General features: G+C 40.2%; 12 protein-coding genes and 1 other annotated feature. All 12 genes read left to right on the forward strand.

The annotated features are described in order from the left end of the window. The first annotated feature begins 47 nt into the window (after positions 1–47). Positions 48–366: a binding site (T-box leader), on the forward strand. Between the two features lie 67 nt (positions 367–433). The 12 genes from trpB to DESDI_RS01500 all read left to right on the forward strand — a co-directional run bounded on the left by trpB (position 434) and on the right by DESDI_RS01500 (position 17,250). Then, positions 434–1,612 carry a tryptophan synthase subunit beta gene (gene trpB, locus DESDI_RS01445; protein ID WP_015260856.1) on the forward strand — a complete coding sequence of 393 codons (1,179 nt, stop codon included), beginning with the start codon at positions 434–436 and terminating at the stop codon, positions 1,610–1,612. A 3-nt stretch (positions 1,613–1,615) separates the two neighbouring features. Next, on the forward strand, positions 1,616–1,822 hold the full coding sequence (locus DESDI_RS01450) for a DUF6363 domain-containing protein (protein WP_041219199.1): 207 nt from the start codon (positions 1,616–1,618) through the stop codon (positions 1,820–1,822). A 515-nt stretch (positions 1,823–2,337) separates the two neighbouring features. Beyond that, complete coding sequence (locus DESDI_RS01455; protein WP_015260857.1) at positions 2,338–2,628, forward strand: hypothetical protein; 291 nt, start codon at positions 2,338–2,340, stop codon at positions 2,626–2,628. Between the two features lie 35 nt (positions 2,629–2,663). Further along, a complete protein-coding gene (locus DESDI_RS01460; protein ID WP_015260858.1) occupies positions 2,664–4,397 on the forward strand; it encodes a restriction endonuclease in 1,734 nt (577 codons plus the stop codon). Between the two features lie 59 nt (positions 4,398–4,456). Next, a complete protein-coding gene (locus DESDI_RS01465; protein WP_015260859.1) occupies positions 4,457–4,936 on the forward strand; it encodes a VanZ family protein in 480 nt (159 codons plus the stop codon). Positions 4,937–5,375: 439 nt separating this feature from the next. Then, complete coding sequence (locus tag DESDI_RS01470) at positions 5,376–5,804, forward strand: M15 family metallopeptidase (protein ID WP_202950016.1); 429 nt, start codon at positions 5,376–5,378, stop codon at positions 5,802–5,804. A 114-nt stretch (positions 5,805–5,918) separates the two neighbouring features. Next, positions 5,919–7,511, forward strand: coding sequence for a restriction endonuclease subunit S (locus DESDI_RS01475; protein WP_242825425.1), 1,593 nt, complete (start codon positions 5,919–5,921; stop codon positions 7,509–7,511). A gap of 14 nt (positions 7,512–7,525) precedes the next feature. Beyond that, positions 7,526–9,082 (forward strand): type I restriction-modification system subunit M, encoded by a 1,557-nt coding sequence (locus DESDI_RS01480; RefSeq protein ID WP_015260863.1) that lies wholly within the window; start codon positions 7,526–7,528, stop codon positions 9,080–9,082. After that, entirely contained in the window at positions 9,072–10,097 is a 1,026-nt protein-coding gene (locus tag DESDI_RS01485) for a virulence RhuM family protein (protein ID WP_015260864.1), read from the forward strand. Before DESDI_RS01480 ends, DESDI_RS01485 begins: the two co-directional genes overlap by 11 nt. Continuing rightward, on the forward strand, positions 10,094–11,395 hold the full coding sequence (locus tag DESDI_RS17200) for a restriction endonuclease subunit S (protein WP_015260865.1): 1,302 nt from the start codon (positions 10,094–10,096) through the stop codon (positions 11,393–11,395). The genes DESDI_RS01485 and DESDI_RS17200 overlap by 4 nt, the downstream gene beginning before the upstream one ends. Then, complete coding sequence (locus DESDI_RS01495; RefSeq protein WP_015260866.1) at positions 11,396–14,578, forward strand: type I restriction endonuclease subunit R; 3,183 nt, start codon at positions 11,396–11,398, stop codon at positions 14,576–14,578. 119 nt (positions 14,579–14,697) lie between these two features. Then, positions 14,698–17,250, forward strand: a complete 2,553-nt coding sequence (locus DESDI_RS01500; RefSeq protein WP_015260867.1) for a Spaf_1101 family AAA-like ATPase — start codon at positions 14,698–14,700, stop codon at positions 17,248–17,250. Positions 17,251–17,273: the final 23 nt, after the last annotated feature.

Consider the following 17,273-nt stretch of genomic DNA (forward strand, 5'->3'; position numbering starts at 1 on the left):
CCCTTGACTTCTCAAAATCTATATTATACAATAACTGTTAAATACTGAAACAAACGATGAGAAGAAATAGTAATCCTTTATGAACTGGTTTAGCGAATCGGGATGGGTGGAAGCCTGATACAGAGTCTTTAGGATGAATGGCTCTTCGAGTTGCGATCTGAACACGTGAGTTAGTAGGTGATGCCGGGGGTTTCCCGTTATAGAAACAGGATATCGAGAAGGCGTTTATTGAGCACATCATGAATGCGCAGAAAAGAAATGCACTTACTCCGTATCTGGTTAATGAGATATTGTTGCTATTGCCTTTTGGGGTATAGATTCAATATAAAAAAGGTGGCACCACGGAAGCAAACTTCTGTCCTTTGTAAGCTAAATGCTTGCAAGGATAGAGGTTTTTTTGTTATTTAAAGTTAAAAAATTGGAGGGATAACTTATGCAAAACTCAAAAAAAGGTTATTTCGGAGACTATGGCGGGAGTTATGTTCCCCCAGAATTACAAGGGGTTATGGATCAAATCGAAAAGGCCTTCGAAACGTGTAAAAATGATCCTAAATTCAACCAGGAACTGGACTACTATCTGCGCCAATATGTTGGCCGCCCTAATCCGCTCTATTTTGCCGAGAAACTTACGCGTAAACTGGGTGGAGCAAAAATCTATCTTAAGCGTGAAGAGCTCAATCATACCGGTGCTCACAAAATCAACAATGCCATCGGTCAGGCCTTAATTGCCAAATTCATGGGCAAAACACGGATTATTGCTGAAACAGGTGCTGGACAGCACGGGGTAGCAACAGCCACGGCCTGTGCTTTGTTCGGTCTTGATTGTGTTATTTATATGGGTGAGCATGATACCCGTCGGCAAGCGCTGAATGTTTTTCGTATGGAAATTCTCGGTGCCAAGGTTGTCGCCGTGAACCATGGTGAGGGAAGTATGAAAGAGGCCATTGACGAAGCGCTGGAAGATTTAGCCCAAAACTATGAAGATACCTTTTATCTTCTGGGGTCGGCAGTGGGTCCACATCCCTACCCTACCATTGTCAAGCACTTTCAATCCATTATCAGTAAAGAAGCCCGAGAGCAGATTTTAGAAGCAGAAGGCCGTCTCCCTGATGCGGTACTCGCCTGTGTTGGCGGCGGGAGCAACGCCATTGGTGCTTTCGCGAATTTTATGGAAGATTCCTCCGTTCGTCTTATCGGCGTAGAACCTGCAGGCTTAGGCTTGGAAACGGGTAGACATGCTGCCCCCCTTGCTGCAGGCGAACCTGGGGTTATTCACGGTTTTCGTTGCTATATGATGCAGGATGAAGCTGGAAACCCCCTGCCCACTCATTCCATCTCCGCTGGATTAGATTATGCCGGCGTTGGTCCTGAGCATAGCTACCTCAAAGACTCGGGACGAGGGGAGTATGTTGCGGTTACCGACCAAGAGGCCTTGGACGCCTTTTATCTTCTTTCTCGAACGGAAGGAATTATTCCAGCCTTAGAAAGCGCCCATGCTGTTGCCTACGCAGCAAAAATCGCTCCAACACTGAGTCCCGAAAAGATTTTAATCATCAATGTATCAGGGCGTGGTGATAAGGACGTTCAGCAAATCTTTGATATGACTCGCTAAAATATGCTTAAGCGTCATATCATCTACAATCAAACCCTTGAGGAACTGGAGCAGTTAGAAAGAGAAGGTAAAGCCTTTCTTGTCTATCCTGAGGAGATGCCGGTATCGAGCCGTGAGATCAATTTTAGCAAGCTATCTGAAAGTTATCGCTTGGGGTACGCGCAGGGCCAAAGGGATGTATCGCAATGGAAAGCGTTTTTGTGTGGCTGAATATCCTGTATTGAAGGAAATTAGTCAATAAGAAAACGAGGTCACATCTCATCCCAAATAATATAAGGTGACATCGTTGTCTTAATGCCCCTTTGTCAACGATGGTCGAGACGTCCGGATTTCTCAGAAGAAGGATAAGATCGTCGGGGATATTCAATTAGTTTCTGTGATTACCGGTATTCCCGAGGAAGAGATTAAAAAGCTAACATGATCTAAAATCTGCATGAAGTCCACTATCCTCAGCTTAGAAGCGTTCTAAAGACGCCTCTAAGCTTTTTTTGCAATCTCTCTATACGTTTAAAAGATATGAGATTTATGAACCGGTGATACCTGAGCCTTTTCGTGTATAGGAAAATGAAAGGGATTGGCAGGGTTTAGGGAAATAATGCAGAATTTAGCATAATATAAGTTTTTGTATAAGAAAATTCACTTCTATTTTCAGGAAAAAGCAAAATGAGGTGTGAATCTTGTATTAAGTTCGGATAGATTTTTCGAGAGAAGAACGTGGAAAAGTATTGGATGTTATCAATTTGCTTAGACGCGTTGCGAATCGCGCCTATCAGAGATGGATTCGCAAATGTGTTTTTCTTGGAACATCAACAATTCAGACGCGTGCCAAGTATTTCTTGATTGTCTCGTATGCGCTTGCTGACATTGAGCATAGTAAGGTAAATAAACCGAAAGTGCAACTTGAACAGCTTGATAGCATTGAACGCCTTTGTGGTGAAAAACTGATTGAGACAAGTAGTGAAGGGTGTAGTCGAAGCCTCAAATCGGGTAGTTGGGTAAAACGAACGCGTGAATAATGATTAAGTATTAAGGAAAGGGCGATGAGAAGGATTTGAAAAAATTAATTGGATATGGTTTCGTAGAAGATATTTGGAATGTTAACGGAACAAAGATACTAAAATATCAACAGGAAATTTGGCACGATGGCTTAAAAGAACATAAAGTTATTACGGCTACAGACGAAGAAATTCTCGAAAATAAAGTTAGAGTACAGGTTGAAAAATGGGTCGAGAAATGGGAAGCAGTCTGTGAGAAAAAGCGTATAGAAGATAATAAAAAGGCTAGTGCAGATGAGGCTGCTTATAGAACTAAAGAAGCTGAAGAGAAATTGGCAGAAGTAGAAAACATTTTATTTAGCACATTAGATGTTGACGATTCAGTTGATTGGGAAACACTGAAGAATAAGGATGAATTTAAGTCGCCTTATCCAGTAAAACCAACTGATCCAAAGTTAGAGCGCCTTCCTAGTGCCCCAGATAAGAATGCTCCAGAATTTCAGCCGAAATTGAATTTCTTCTCAAAAATCATTAATTCTTTCAAGGACAAAGCTATTGCCGAATCTGAGCTTGTTTATAAAACAGCTCATGAAAAGTGGCAAAGGGTTTATGATGAGACAGTTAGGAATAATAATCAACTGACAGTAACCTATGAAAAGAGTATCGGTGACTTCAATCAGAATGTTATTAAGTGGGAAACTGAGAAGGAAGAGTATCTTAAAAAGCAAAATGAATTCAATGCAAAAATTGATGAACTAAAATCAAAGTATACATCTTCTGATGTTTTGGGTATTCTTGAATATTGTGAAATTGTACTGAATAATTCCTCTTTACCTGAATTTATTCATAAGGATTTTGAGCTTGATTATAACCCGGAAAATAAAATACTAATAATCGATTATATGCTTCCCAATATCGAAGCTTTTCCAAATGTTAAGGAAGTAAAATATTTGGTTTCTAAAAATGAATTAAAGGTAACTTACCAAAACGATGCTTTCATGGATAGACTCTTCGACTTAACTGTTTATAAATTAATTTTAAGGGTACTCCATGAAGAATTTGAGGCAGATATAATAGATGCTATAGATGCTATTTCCTTCAATGGTTGGGTAAATTATTTGAACAAAGCAACCGGAAATCGTGAAAATGCCTGTATTGCAAGTATTCAAGTAAAGAAAGAAGCATTTAATGCCATCGACTTAAAAAATGTAGATCCAAAAGCTTGCTTCAAAAACCTTAAAGGAGTTAGCAGCTCAAAGTTAGCTGGCATTACTCCTGTTCAACCTATTTTAACTATGAATAAACAAGATAAGCGATTTGTTGAGTCTCATAATGTCACTCATACCTTCGATGACTCCACTAACTTGGCTGCAATCTCATGGGAAGATTTCGAACATCTTATCAGAGAAGTATTCGAGACCGAATTCTCTTCAAATGGTGGTGAAGTAAAAGTTACCCAAGCAAGTCGAGATGGTGGTGTAGATGCCGTTGCTTTTGATCCAGATCCTATCCGAGGTGGAAAAATAGTAATTCAGGCTAAGCGATATACAAATACAGTTGGAGTGTCTGCGGTACGTGACTTATATGGAACCGTTATGAATGAAGGTGCGACAAAAGGGATTCTTGTTACAACTGCGGACTATGGCCCTGACGCTTATGAGTTTGCAAATAACAAACCAATTACTCTCCTAAATGGTGGGAACCTATTGCATTTGTTGGAGAAACATGGGCATAAGGCTAAGATTGATTTGAAAGAAGCAAAGGCGCTAAATCTAATAAATAGTAATTAAGTTTAATGTTAGATAGATAATGAAGAGCGTATCAAGGGGCAATCTCAGGAAGTGCTTATATGCTGCTGTTGATAAGCATAGTTATTTTCAAGCTCCCCTTTTATGGTAGGACTGCGGACGAAGTGCGAGTAATCAATCTAATTCCGCTTGGGGGGTCTTTTGACGAGAATGGTGTTCTTGTTCTGAGAGAAATCGTTTACAACATTATCTTTTTTATCCCCTTGGGCATCTACATCTGTATGCTAAAAGGCGCATGGTCTTTTAAGAAAAAAGTTCTGCCGATTATCGGTGTAACCTTAGGGTTTGAAGCAGTGCAGTTCATTTTTGCAATGGGAAGAAGCGATATTACCGACCTACTCGGTAACACCCTCGGAGGGATAATCGGCATTGGCATTTATGCGCTTTTATGGAGGATTCTCAATAACAGGACGGTTACAGCTGTGAATCTACTTGCCTTGGCGGTAACGGTTTGTGCGTTATTGCCTTTCACCTATCTGTTTTACCTCAGCCATTTTGTCATGGGACGTCCGCCCCTCTGATGTTAGCAAGCATACGTTTCCACTTCGGCCGACAGGGTTACCCCTGCCGGTTTTTTGTTATGCGCCGCTAACTACAGGTTGGCTACAGAGTGGATACAGATTGGCTCGCCATAATAATACCCGTGATGAAGACAAATGCGTATATTACGGGAGGAACTTGCATGAGCAGAAAAAGAGCAAAGCGTACATCGCCGTTGAAACGGCTTATTTATTTTGTAGGGATTCTTTTGGTATTATGCGTATCGGTAGTAGCGATAGTTTCCTTTGTCCCTACACGCAATTCATCAACAAACGCTCCGTCTACAAGCGGACCAATAGCAGGCGTTCTGCTCGTAAACCCCGAAAATCCTCTGCCGGAGAATTATCGCTCCGAAAATCTTGTAAACCTATATAAGCAAAATAACAGGCATTTTCAGTTAGCAAATGCTGATATAAAAATTTGCAAAACCGTTTTGAGGCAATGGACTCCATGTTTGCGGCTGCGCAGAAGGACGGGGTGAGAGGCTTCGTCATCACCAGCGGATACCGTTCGCGTAAAGAGCAAGCAGAGATTTTTTCTACTACCAAAGATGGAACTGCAGCGAGACCCGGCGAAAGCGAGCATGAAACTGGACTTGCCTTCGACGTGGACGCGATGGACAACAAGCAGTTCGAACTGACTCCGCAGTTTGAGTGGCTTTCTCAGCATTGCGCAGAGTATGGGTTTATTCTCCGCTATCCCCAGGGGATGGAGGGTAAAACAGGCTACCCGTATGAGCCGTGGCATTACCGCTATGTCGGCAAAGAGCACGCAGCAGTCATTATGGATAAGAGAATCACTCTTGAGCAGTATTGGGAAGATAATTTCTCATTAATTATGGCGAATTAGCCTTATTAAGAAGTAGAGTATATATGAATAACCTAAATACCGCTTAGTTATTTAGTATTGACATACTAAATAACTAAGCGGTATACTTTTATCATCGCACTACTATGGGAGAGGATGCTTAAAGTGAATACAAATATTGACTCTGCCCTAAACGTCTTGTATCAAAGGCAGATTTCTTCCCGCAAACAGCTGCTGAAAGAAATGCTGCGCGTTAAAATGACGTTGAAGAAGATAGAGGAAGACTCTACTATATTGAACGACAAACAGAAGATTTTTCAGCTTATGAAGAAAACTACGGAAGACGAGCTGGGCTTCTTTCCTGCGGATAGAGCAGACTTTTTAGCTATCTTTGACTCTTTAAAAGATATTGATCTTATAGATTTTACCTTGGAAATTTACAAGAATGACCGTATGGGTACTGTTATTTCGCCGGTCTACCTAAGTGAATACATAAGTGGCAGAATTAAAAAGCTCAAGCCGGAGAAAGTTCTTATCACTGAAGCAGAAAAACATTTATCGGGGCTTAGGGAAATGGTCAGCCTGATACCTAAGGTGGATATCACTTTTACAACACAGTACAAACCCATGTATATTTTGCTGCAATTGGCCTTTGCTGAGGATAAAAACATACGCATCCGCTTTGAATCCATCTACACAGAGTGCCTAATTAATGAAAAATTTGATTATATTTATTCACTTCCTGCTTTTGGGCATAAACCTGATGAATTGAGTAAAGAGTTTCTCACAAGGGACAGCGACGGCATCGCCATCGAGAATATGCTAGATCACATAAGTGATAAGGGGACGTTGGATATTATTGTGCCAGCAAAGATAACTTTTTCCGGAATGGGATATGAAAAGCTACGTTCACATATTACTGAAAACTATCATGTGGAGAATATATACATTTTACCGGAAGGAACCTTTCGACCGGCAACCGCTGTTAAAACTTACTTGTTTTCTATAGCTACTGAACCTCAAGAAAAAATCGAGATCGGAACATTCGAGCTCGATAAAAAGGGAATTAAGATAGAAGACAAGAAGTCTATATCAACTAAAGAGTTTTTGGCGCATGAGGACTGGCGCATTGAACTTTTGCTTGCAGAAGACGATGAGAATATTCAGAAGTTCAAAATCTCCAATCTTCCAAAGGTGAAGTTGAAAGATATCGCCGAAGTATTCAGGGGTAAATCCATCCTGAAGAAAGACACTTCCCTAGGGAATATTTCGGTGCTTAACATCTCCAATATTGAAAATGGTGAGATTGATTATCGGGACATGGATACCATCGATGAAGAAGATCGGAAAGTAAAACGCTACGAACTGACTACAGGTGATGTGGTGTTATCTTGCCGAGGAACGGCTATCAAGTCGGCTGTATTTGAAGCTCAGGATAAAATTATTATTGCCTCGGCAAACTTGATCGTGATCAGGCCCAAGGAGAAAGCCAAAGGAGAGTTTATCAAGATCTTTTTTGAAAGTCCAGTGGGCTTGGCCATTATCAAAAGCTTCCAACGCGGCACCACGATTATGAACATCAACTATGCCGACATCATGGAAATGGAGATTCCCTTGCTCCCGATGAACAGGCAACAGGAAATAATTGATCAGTATAACGAAGAACTAAAAGCTTATAAAGAAGCCATCCAAAAGGCTGAAGTGCGCTGGTCGAATAGCAAAGACAATATCTATAACGAATTATTGTAGGAGGGTTTAAGAAGATGTCAGTGAGCTTAGAATTTGAAAATAAACTTTGGGAAATGGCAGATAAACTGAGAGGGAATATTCAACCCTCTGATTATAAGTCGGTAATACTGGGACTTATTTTCTTGAAATACATTTCGGACAGCTTTGAAGATAAGTACAATGAATTGCTTGCAGAAGGGGATGGTTTTGAAGAAGATAGGGACGCTTACCTAGAAGACAACATTTTCTTCGTACCACCAAGTGCCAGATGGGAATTCATCAAGAAAAGTGCCAAGCAAAGCACAATTGGCCAGATTATTGACGAAGCTATGATCGCCATTGAAAGGGAGAATAAAAACCTCAAAGGCGTATTACCGAAAAACTATGCCCGACCGGAGCTCGATAAAACTAAGCTTGGCGAGTTGATTGACCTTTTCTCCTTTAATTTAGGAAACAAAGCGGCCAAGGCCCAAGATATCCTGGGCAGGGTCTATGAATACTTCTTAGGCAAATTCGGTTCTAGCGAAGGTGAATTTTATACGCCACCAAGCATTGTCAAACTACTGGTAGGCATGATTGAACCATATAAAGGCAGAGTTTATGACCCATGCTGCGGATCGGGGGGTATGTTTGTCCAGTCTCAGAAATTCGTTGAAGAGCATCGCGGTAGAAAAGACGATATCCATATTTTCGGTCAGGAGTTTACTGCTACTACCTGGAGACTTTGCAAAATGAATCTTGCCATTCGGGGAATTGACGGCAATTTGGGTGAGAGAGATGCTGATACCTTTGGCAATGACCTACATAAAAATTTGCGAGCAGACTTTGTACTGGCAAATCCCCCTTTTAATGTAAGCGACTACACTCTAATTCAGGATGATGCCCGTTGGAAGTATGGTATTCCGCCTGCCAATAATGCCAACTATGCTTGGATAGAGCACATCATCAGCAAGCTTTCACCTAACGGAGTAGCCGGGTTTGTACTGGCTAACGGCTCGATGAGCACATCTACTAAGGCAGAAGCAGAAATTAGAAAGAATATTATCGAAGCAGGGCTTGTGGACTGCATTATTACCATGCCACCGAATTTGTTTTATAACGTGACAATCCCAGTCTGCCTTTGGTTCATCTCCAAAAAGAGAGAAAACAGGAAGGACAAAATCCTCTTTATCGATGCCCGCAAGATGGGCTATATGGAAACCCGTAAACACAGGGAGATGACTGATGAGGAGATAAAGCAGATATATGATACCTACCATAATTGGAGGGATACAGGCGCCACAAGTGAAAAATTGATGGTGGCTGAAAAGGCAAAACTTTATAAGATAGACAATTATAAAGATGAAGAAATGGGAGAGTATCAAGATATCCAAGGATTCTGCAAATCGGCAAGTATTGAAGAGGTCAGAAGTCATGAGTATATCTTGACCCCGGGCAGATATGTGGGTATCGAAGAAGTGGAAGATGACGGAGAGCCATTCGACGAAAAGATGGCAAAGCTTACAGGGGAGCTAGCTGAGATGTTTGCGAAATCTCATACCCTTGAGGAAGAGATCAAGCGCAGATTGGGGGCGATTGGGTATGATTTCTAAAGACACGGAGATAGTTTTGTATCGGTCCCAAGATGGCACTATTAAAATTGATGTGCGCATGGAGGATGAAACAGTATGGCTTAGTTTGAATCAGATGGCAGAACTTTTTCAACGAGATAAATCAGTCATATCCAGGCACATCAAGAACATTTTTACCGAAGGTGAGTTAGAGGAAACAGCAACTGTTGCAAATTATGCAACAGTTCAAAATGAAGGAGATAGAAGCGTTGAGAGGAGGGTAACATACTATAATCTCGATGTTATTATCTCTGTCGGCTACCGGGTAAAATCTTTACGAGGCACACAATTTCGTATTTGGGCTACCGAACGGCTGCGAGAGTATCTTATCAAAGGTTTTACTATGAACGACGACCTCTTAAAGAAAGCAGGGGGTGGCAACTATTGGAAGGAGCTTTTGGAACGCATCCGAGATATCCGTTCCAGCGAAAAAGTGTTTTACCGACAGCTATTAGATCTTTTTGCCACAAGTATTGATTACGACTCGAAATCAGAGGAATGCAAACAGTTCTTTCAGATTGTCCAGAATAAATTGCACTATGCAGTAAATAAGCAGACCTCTGCTGAAATTATCTACAGCCGAGCCAATGCGGAATTGCCTTTTATGGGGATGAAGACATTCGCCGGTGAACAACCCAACAAAGAGGAGGCATTGATTGCCAAGAATTACTTGGATGAAAAAGAGTTAGCCGTGTTGAATCGTATGGTTTCGGCCTTTTTTGATTTGGCAGAGCTACACGCTATGAATCATGACCCGATCTATATGCGGGACTGGCTGCCCCAGGTAGATGATTTTGCTGAACGCTACGGAAAAGGGATATTGCAAAATGCGGGAACAATCAGTCGTCAGAGTGCTATTGAGAAAGCAACTGAGGAATATAAAAAATACCGCAAACGGATATCAGATTTACCCACCCCTGTCGAACGGGATTATCTGGAGAGCATTAAACAGACCCAGAAAAAGCTGAAAGGTAAGACAGGGGGTGAGCGGGAATGAGTATTAGTGAGTGGAAAGAAGTAAAACTTGGAGAAGTATGCACGTTAGGTGATGGTGCCCATACAAAAGTAAAGAGATTAGATAGAGGAATTTTATATTTATCCTCGAAAAATATTCAGAATGGAAAATTGAACCTTGATGATGTTTCTTATATATCCGAGGATGATTATACGAAATTATTTAGTTTAAGTAGAAGTTCAGTGAGAAATTTGCAAGATGGAGATGTACTCATTGGAATAATAGGAACAATTGGGAATGCTTATGTTTATAGAATTAATGATAGATTTGGAATTTCAAGTTCGGTTGCTATTATCAGGCCTAACCCACAAGAACTTAAATCGGGTTTTTTGTATTATGTTTTAAGCAGTAATTATTTTCAAAAGATTTTAGCTAGTGTAAAAGGTGGATCGGTACAGGGTTATACTAATTTACCTTTACTGAGGAGTCTGCCGATAACCATTCCACCCATCCACGAACAAAAAGCTATCACGTCCACCCTTTCCTGCTTGGACGACAAAATTGAACTCAACAACTGCATCAATAAGAACCTTGAGGAAATAGCACAAGCAATCTTCAAAAGCTGGTTTGTGGATTTTGAACCTTTTCAGGATGGAGAATTTGAAGACAGCGAGTTGGGGAGAATTCCTAAGGGGTGGAGAGTTGGAACTATAGGTGATCTTATCTCTGACACTTTAGGTGGAGATTGGGGGAAGGAAGTGCCACAAGGTAACTATTCTCAGGAAGTAATTTGTATCAGAGGGGCTGATATACCTGAAATAGCTACTGGTAAAAAAGGAAAACCACCTACTAGGTATATCTTAGAAAAGAATCTGGAAAAGAAAAGATTGTCAGAAGCACAAATAATAATTGAAATATCGGGTGGAAGCCCTACCCAGTCAACAGGGAGAACAGCCTTAATTACTCATCAACTTGTTAACTTTGCAGGAAAACCTATGGTTTGTACTAATTTTTGTAGAGCTTTGTCAATGAAAAAGGAGTATTATGCAACATTTGTTTATTCAATTCTTCATTATCTATACAACAAAGATATTTTCTTTTTATTTGAAAATGGGACGACAGGTATCAAGAATTTAGACACGAACAATCTGTTTAGCAAGTATTTAATTGTTTTGCCTGATGATGAAACTATGATTAGATATAAAGAAATATTTGATACAATAATCAATTCGATCTACCAAAATGGAGATGAAATAGATAAGTTAAGTACTACAAGAGATACCCTACTTCCCAAACTCATGTCCGGAGAAATCCGGGTCCCAATCGAGGAGGTGCAATAAATGTCGAAGAACTTCTGTGAGTCCCACTTAGAAGAAGCAACCCTAGAATGGTTCGAAGAGCTGGGCTATGAAATAGTTTTCGCTCCCGATATTGCACCAGATGGCGATTACCCGGAGCGAGGGGATTACGGCGACATCACTCTTAATGACAGACTAAAAGAAGCCCTCCAAAGGATCAATCCAAGGATGAGGCCAGATGCTCTGGAAGATGCCTTCAGGCAGATAACTATTCCCCAAAGTCCTAGCCTTATCATGAACAACAAGGCTTTTCAAAAGATGATCACCGACGGTATCGATGTGCAGGTGAAGCAAGCGGACGCCAGCTATCGAACGGAAAAGGTCTATGTATTTGATTTTGAGAAGCCGCTGAATAATGAGTTCATGGTAGCCAACCAGTTTACATTTATCGAACATGGGGTCGAAAAGCGTCCAGATGTGATTGCCTTTGTTAACGGCATTCCCCTTGTAGTTATGGAATTAAAAAGTGCCAGTGATGAAAATGTGGATATCACAGATGCTTACAACCAGCTTCAGACCTATAAAATGACCATACCTTCGCTATTCACCTATAATTCCTTCTTGGTAACCAGTGATGGGGTAAATGCTAGGGCGGGTACACTGACTTCTGATGAAGACCGTTTTATGGCCTGGCGAACTATTGATGGGGAGACGACAGCACCTTTATCGATTCCTCAACTTGAAGTGTTAATCAAGGGAATGTTCCAGCGTGACCGTTTCCTGGATATCATCAGGCATTTTGTGCTTTTCCAAAGCGATAGCCAGGACACCATAAAAATATTGGCTGGCTATCATCAGTACCATGCTGTAAATAAGGCGATCGAAAGCACGGAGCGAGCCACTCAGGAATCCGGGGATAGAAGAATCGGTGTTATTTGGCACACTCAAGGCAGCGGTAAAAGCCTGTCTATGGTTTTCTATGCAGGGAAACTTGTCATCAACGAGGGACTTGAAAATCCGACCATTGTAATTATCACAGACAGAAATGACCTAGATGATCAATTGTTTGGTACCTTTTTAAAAAGCAAAGGCATTTTAAGAAGTACGCCGGTGCAAGCAACAGATAGAACTCATCTGAGAGACTTACTGAATAACCGTACCAGTGGCGGTATTATTTTCACGACCATACATAAATTCGCACCTGTAGCAAAGGAAGCAAAAGAAGAATGTGAGTTGGACAGGGCAGCCGAAGCTACTGCCCTCTACCGTACCGAAGATATGGTTCTCACCGATCGCAAGAATGTCATCGTCATGGCGGATGAAGCCCATCGCAGTCAGTATGGATTTGAAGCCGAGATCATGAAGGGTGATGATGAGGCTAATGTGAAGTATGGCTATGCTAAATACATGCGTGACAGTCTTCCCAACGCCTCCTATATAGGGTTCACCGGGACCCCGGTGGAATTGACCGATAAAAATACCCGAGCTGTGTTTGGGGATTACATCGATGTCTATGACATGACCCGAGCTGTTGAGGATGGAACTACGGTTAAGATTTTCTACGAAAGCAGAATTGCCAAGCTGGAGCTGCCAGAAGAACTAAAACCAAAGGTTGATACTGAGTACGATGAAATCACTGAGTATCAGGAATATACTCAAAAAGAAAAACTCAAGAGCAAATGGGCCAGACTTGAAGCAATCGTAGGCGCTAGTGAGCGTGTAAAACAGATTGCTAAAGATATTGTAGAGCATTTTGAAAAGCGGGAACAGGCTCAGGAAAATGCAGGTGGCAAAGCGATGATCGTGGCCATGAGCAGGAGAATCGCCATTGATCTATATCAAGAAATTGTGACGATACGACCTGAATGGCATAGTGATGACTTGATGGCAGGAAAAATCAAAGTGGTTATGACCGGCGCATCATCCGACCCAGCGGAATGGCAGAAGTTTATCGGAAAGAAGGCCAGCAGGGAAACCTTAGCGAAGCGCATGAAGGATAAAAATGATGAGTTGAAACTGGTCATCGTCCGCGATATGTGGCTGACAGGCTTTGATGTACCAAGTATGCACACTATGTATATAGACAAGCCCATGCAGGGGCATAACTTGATGCAGGCTATTGCTAGGGTAAATCGTGTATTTAAAGAAAAACAAGGCGGGCTTATTGTTGACTACATTGGCATTGCTGAGAATCTGAAAGAAGCACTTGCCCAGTATACTGAAAGCGATAAGAAGACCACAGGGGTTGATACCGAAGTTGCAGGGCAGGAACTACTTATAAGGCATGATTTGATCAAAGAGTTGTTGCACGGACACGATTACAGCAAGTTCTTTACGGGCAAGCCTAGTGAAAAAATGCAAGCCATCGTGGAGACTATGGATTATATCATCGGCCTTCGTGAGGACAGGAAAAACGACTATATCAAACTGGTCACTGAAATGGCCAGAGCATATTCTCTGTGCGCCACAACTGATATTGCGGAAAGCCTCAATGTGGAGGTTGGCTTCCATAAAGCTGTTAAAGCAAGCCTAGTTAAAATGATTAGCAATGATAATAGAAAGAAAACAACGACTCAGCTAGACAGTGAGTTGAATCAGTTAATATCAAAGTCGATCTCATCTAATGAAGTCATCGATATTTTAAGTTCAGTGGGACTTTCCAAGCCCAATATTGCCATTCTTTCTGAAGAGTTTCTTGAGGAAGTAAAGGGAATGAAACAGAAGAACTTGGCTGTTGAGCTCTTGAACAGACTGCTTAAGGGCGGAATAAAGACCTTCTCAAGGCGTAACCTTGTCCAGTCCAAGAAATTCTCTGAATTACTGGATGCTGCGATCAGAAAATATCAGAACAGAGCTATTGAAACCACCCAAGTCATCATGGAGCTCATCGAACTTGCTAAGCAGATTAGTGAGGCAGAGAAACGCGGTGAAAGCACTGGCTTAACTCCTGATGAATTGGCGTTTTATGATGCCTTAGCAGACAATGATTCTGCAAGAGAGATAATGGGCGATGAGATTCTGAAGCAAATTGCTAGAGATCTAACCCAGTCTATAAAGAAAAATATCAGCGTGGACTGGGCCATCCGTGAGAGTGTTCAGGCTAAGATGAAGATGACCATCAAGCGACTTTTGAAGAAATATGGGTACCCGCCGGATAAGACTGCCAAAGCAGTGGACATCGTAATGGAGCAGACCAAGTTAATGTGTCAGAACGAGAGTAGATAAATAGATATTGATTAGAAAGTGTTATGGTGTTTTAGAGTCATATGAAAGTAGTATTTAATGACTAATTACTTTTAAACGTTCTGTTAACTATCATAAAACTTTGAGGAGTTGTATTTTAAATGGAGGCTAGCTTCATAAAGAAAGCACTGAATGATGAAAAAGCTGCTTATGAAGCCATAAAGCAGCGTAAAGAGAAATTTGGTGTCTTTTATAAAACGTGTTTTCATGTCCACACTCCTGAATCGTACGACTACAAATTAAAGAATGATTGGGATAAAAACAGATATATAGCATCTACGGATCAAGAAATATTTGAATTATGTATAAGGCGTAACGTTTTTCCAAGTGTACTGAAAATTGAAGACTTTGAACCTATAGGAGTCTTTTGTGACTATAACAGCAGGAAGGAGGTACTATCTTTTTTGCTTTTGGCAGAAGAATTAATTGTAAAGGATGTCGAAATTGTTGTAGTTTCAGATCATCATACAATACAGGGAGTCCCAAAGCTTGAAATAGCAATCAAACACTTATGCCAAATGAAGAATAGAAATACTTATCCAGAAGTAATTTTGGGCGTTGAAATATCGTGTGCAGATAAGAACCATGTTGTAGGTGTTTTTGAGAGTTCTGATGAAAATAATCGAATGATAAATAATTGGCTGAAAGATAATTTGCTTAATATTGAAGAAGGTACTTATGAAACTAGTAGGGAAGTATTGCAATTTATTAATTCTTTTGGGGGGATTGGCTATCTTGCACATTTGGATACTTCAAATGTATTTAAAGAACAATTTTTAAACCGTGCCTATAAACAAAAGCTATTTTCAAATGAAACGCTACATCTTGTTGGGTTATCCGATTACAATAATCATGGCTATATTAAATCACGAGTGATGAAATATCGTTCAAATGAAATCAAGTTTCTTATTGATAATGATGCGCATGATCTGGAATCAGTTGGTAATAAGTGCTTTTGGATTAAGGGCAGTAAAAGGAATTTTATTACGATCAAAGAGGCTCTTAGTGATTATGATATTTCGATAAGTTTTAAGGAAGAAAAATCTGACAGGCAATATATTAAGGGTATATATATCGAAAATTGCGAGGATGGTTTTTTAAGCGGCATATGTGGAAAAGATAACTTTTGCTTAAATTTCTCGGGTGCACTAAATTGTTTGATAGGTGGGCGTGGTGCCGGAAAAAGTAGTGTTCTTGAAATTCTAGAGTATGTTCTAAGCCAGCGATGTGAATCTGAAAAATTGCTTGATTTTATATGCGCACATGGAAACACATGGGTTTTGTATGATTTCCAGGGGGATGAATATCTAATTGAAATGCGCATGCCCTTCAAACAAGATAATGGTGAAAATATACTTCGCTACTTCGGTCAAAACCAGAGTGATCGTTATCAATATAGCTATCGGTATAGCAAAGAGAGTGTTGAAGAGTTTGCGCTTAAACAATACATGAAAATATCAAAAGTCACATATCGTGATGGTGATTTGTGGCTCGAGACTATACCAAATAAAAAGGAAATGCTTAAGAAGTTTTTTGACACTCGATATTCGGTTAATGAATTGGTCAATACTGCTAGTGGCGAGCAAATAAATAAGTTCTTATATGAGGTTCTTCTTCAGAACAGGACTTTGGCGAGGCCAGCTGATGTTATTAGCGTTAGAAGTAAATCAGGCTTGAGAAAAATTCTTTCGGATGTGAAAGGCGCATTGCAGCTAAGACAAGAAGCAGTAAATACTATAATTAGGCCATTTAATGCTAATCAACAAGGAATCCTTAGAATCGTTTATTCTCAACGGAAAATCCCGAATGAGCCCGATCTTGGACGCTGGATTTTTGGAATGGATTATAAAGAAGAAAGCCTTTTTCATAATTATAATATTACTAAAGGGAATGTGATTGGGTATCTATTGAACTTATATGATAAGAATGAAATTTTTGATTTCCTTGATATGGTGATTTCTAAAAAAAGTGATAAAGCGAAACAACTAATCAATATATTAGGTTTTTGTACAGATATGAATCAAAATTTAATTGACAAAGGAATTTATGAGCTAAACTCAGATAATTCGAGTAGCCTTATTAAAACGATTTTCTCTGAGCTTATCACTGATGATAACCTTAATAATATAATTTATTATTTGAGACAGTATATTCAAGACATTGAAGAATTCTCTCTTGAGTTTAATTTAAATAATAAAGAAAGTAACAACAGAATGAGTCCATTTTATAAAGATGTGAGAATTCTTTCTCTCGGGCAAAAAGTTGTAGCAATGCTCTCTTTCATTCTCGGTTTTAGTGAGTACTCGAAAGACTATAGGCCACTAATTATAGATCAACCAGAAGACAATTTGGACAATCTGTATATTTATAGGAATTTAGTCAAGCAATTAAGGGGGGTCAAAGAGAAGCGACAGGTTATTATTGCTACGCATAGTGCGACAATTGTTACAAATGCAAAGGCTGATCAAGTATGCGTTATGGTATCAGATGACAAGCATGGATGGATAGATAGAACAGGCTATCCCGGTGAAAATGGTATAAAGAATCAGATAATTAATTATCTCGAAGGTGGGAAAGACTCATTTATACATAAGTTGAGTGTGTACGAAGAAGCTTTAGAACTAGTAGTAAAGAAGAAGGAAGATTGTGTGTAGACTGCTAGTGTAACCGTAAAGCG

The organism is Desulfitobacterium dichloroeliminans LMG P-21439, from assembly GCF_000243135.2.
In the GTDB taxonomy this organism is placed as follows: domain Bacteria; phylum Bacillota; class Desulfitobacteriia; order Desulfitobacteriales; family Desulfitobacteriaceae; genus Desulfitobacterium; species Desulfitobacterium dichloroeliminans.

Coding starts and splice junctions, on each gene's coding strand:
- trpB (WP_015260856.1), top strand. CDS start 434: ATGCAAAACTCAAAAAAAGGTTATTTCGGAGACTATGGCGGGAGTTAT.
- DESDI_RS01450 (WP_041219199.1), top strand. CDS start 1,616: ATGCTTAAGCGTCATATCATCTACAATCAAACCCTTGAGGAACTGGAG.
- DESDI_RS01465 (WP_015260859.1), top strand. CDS start 4,457: ATGCTGCTGTTGATAAGCATAGTTATTTTCAAGCTCCCCTTTTATGGT.
- DESDI_RS01475 (WP_242825425.1), top strand. CDS start 5,919: ATGCTTAAAGTGAATACAAATATTGACTCTGCCCTAAACGTCTTGTAT.
- DESDI_RS01480 (WP_015260863.1), top strand. CDS start 7,526: ATGTCAGTGAGCTTAGAATTTGAAAATAAACTTTGGGAAATGGCAGAT.
- DESDI_RS01485 (WP_015260864.1), top strand. CDS start 9,072: ATGATTTCTAAAGACACGGAGATAGTTTTGTATCGGTCCCAAGATGGC.
- DESDI_RS17200 (WP_015260865.1), top strand. CDS start 10,094: ATGAGTATTAGTGAGTGGAAAGAAGTAAAACTTGGAGAAGTATGCACG.
- DESDI_RS01495 (WP_015260866.1), top strand. CDS start 11,396: ATGTCGAAGAACTTCTGTGAGTCCCACTTAGAAGAAGCAACCCTAGAA.
- DESDI_RS01500 (WP_015260867.1), top strand. CDS start 14,698: ATGGAGGCTAGCTTCATAAAGAAAGCACTGAATGATGAAAAAGCTGCT.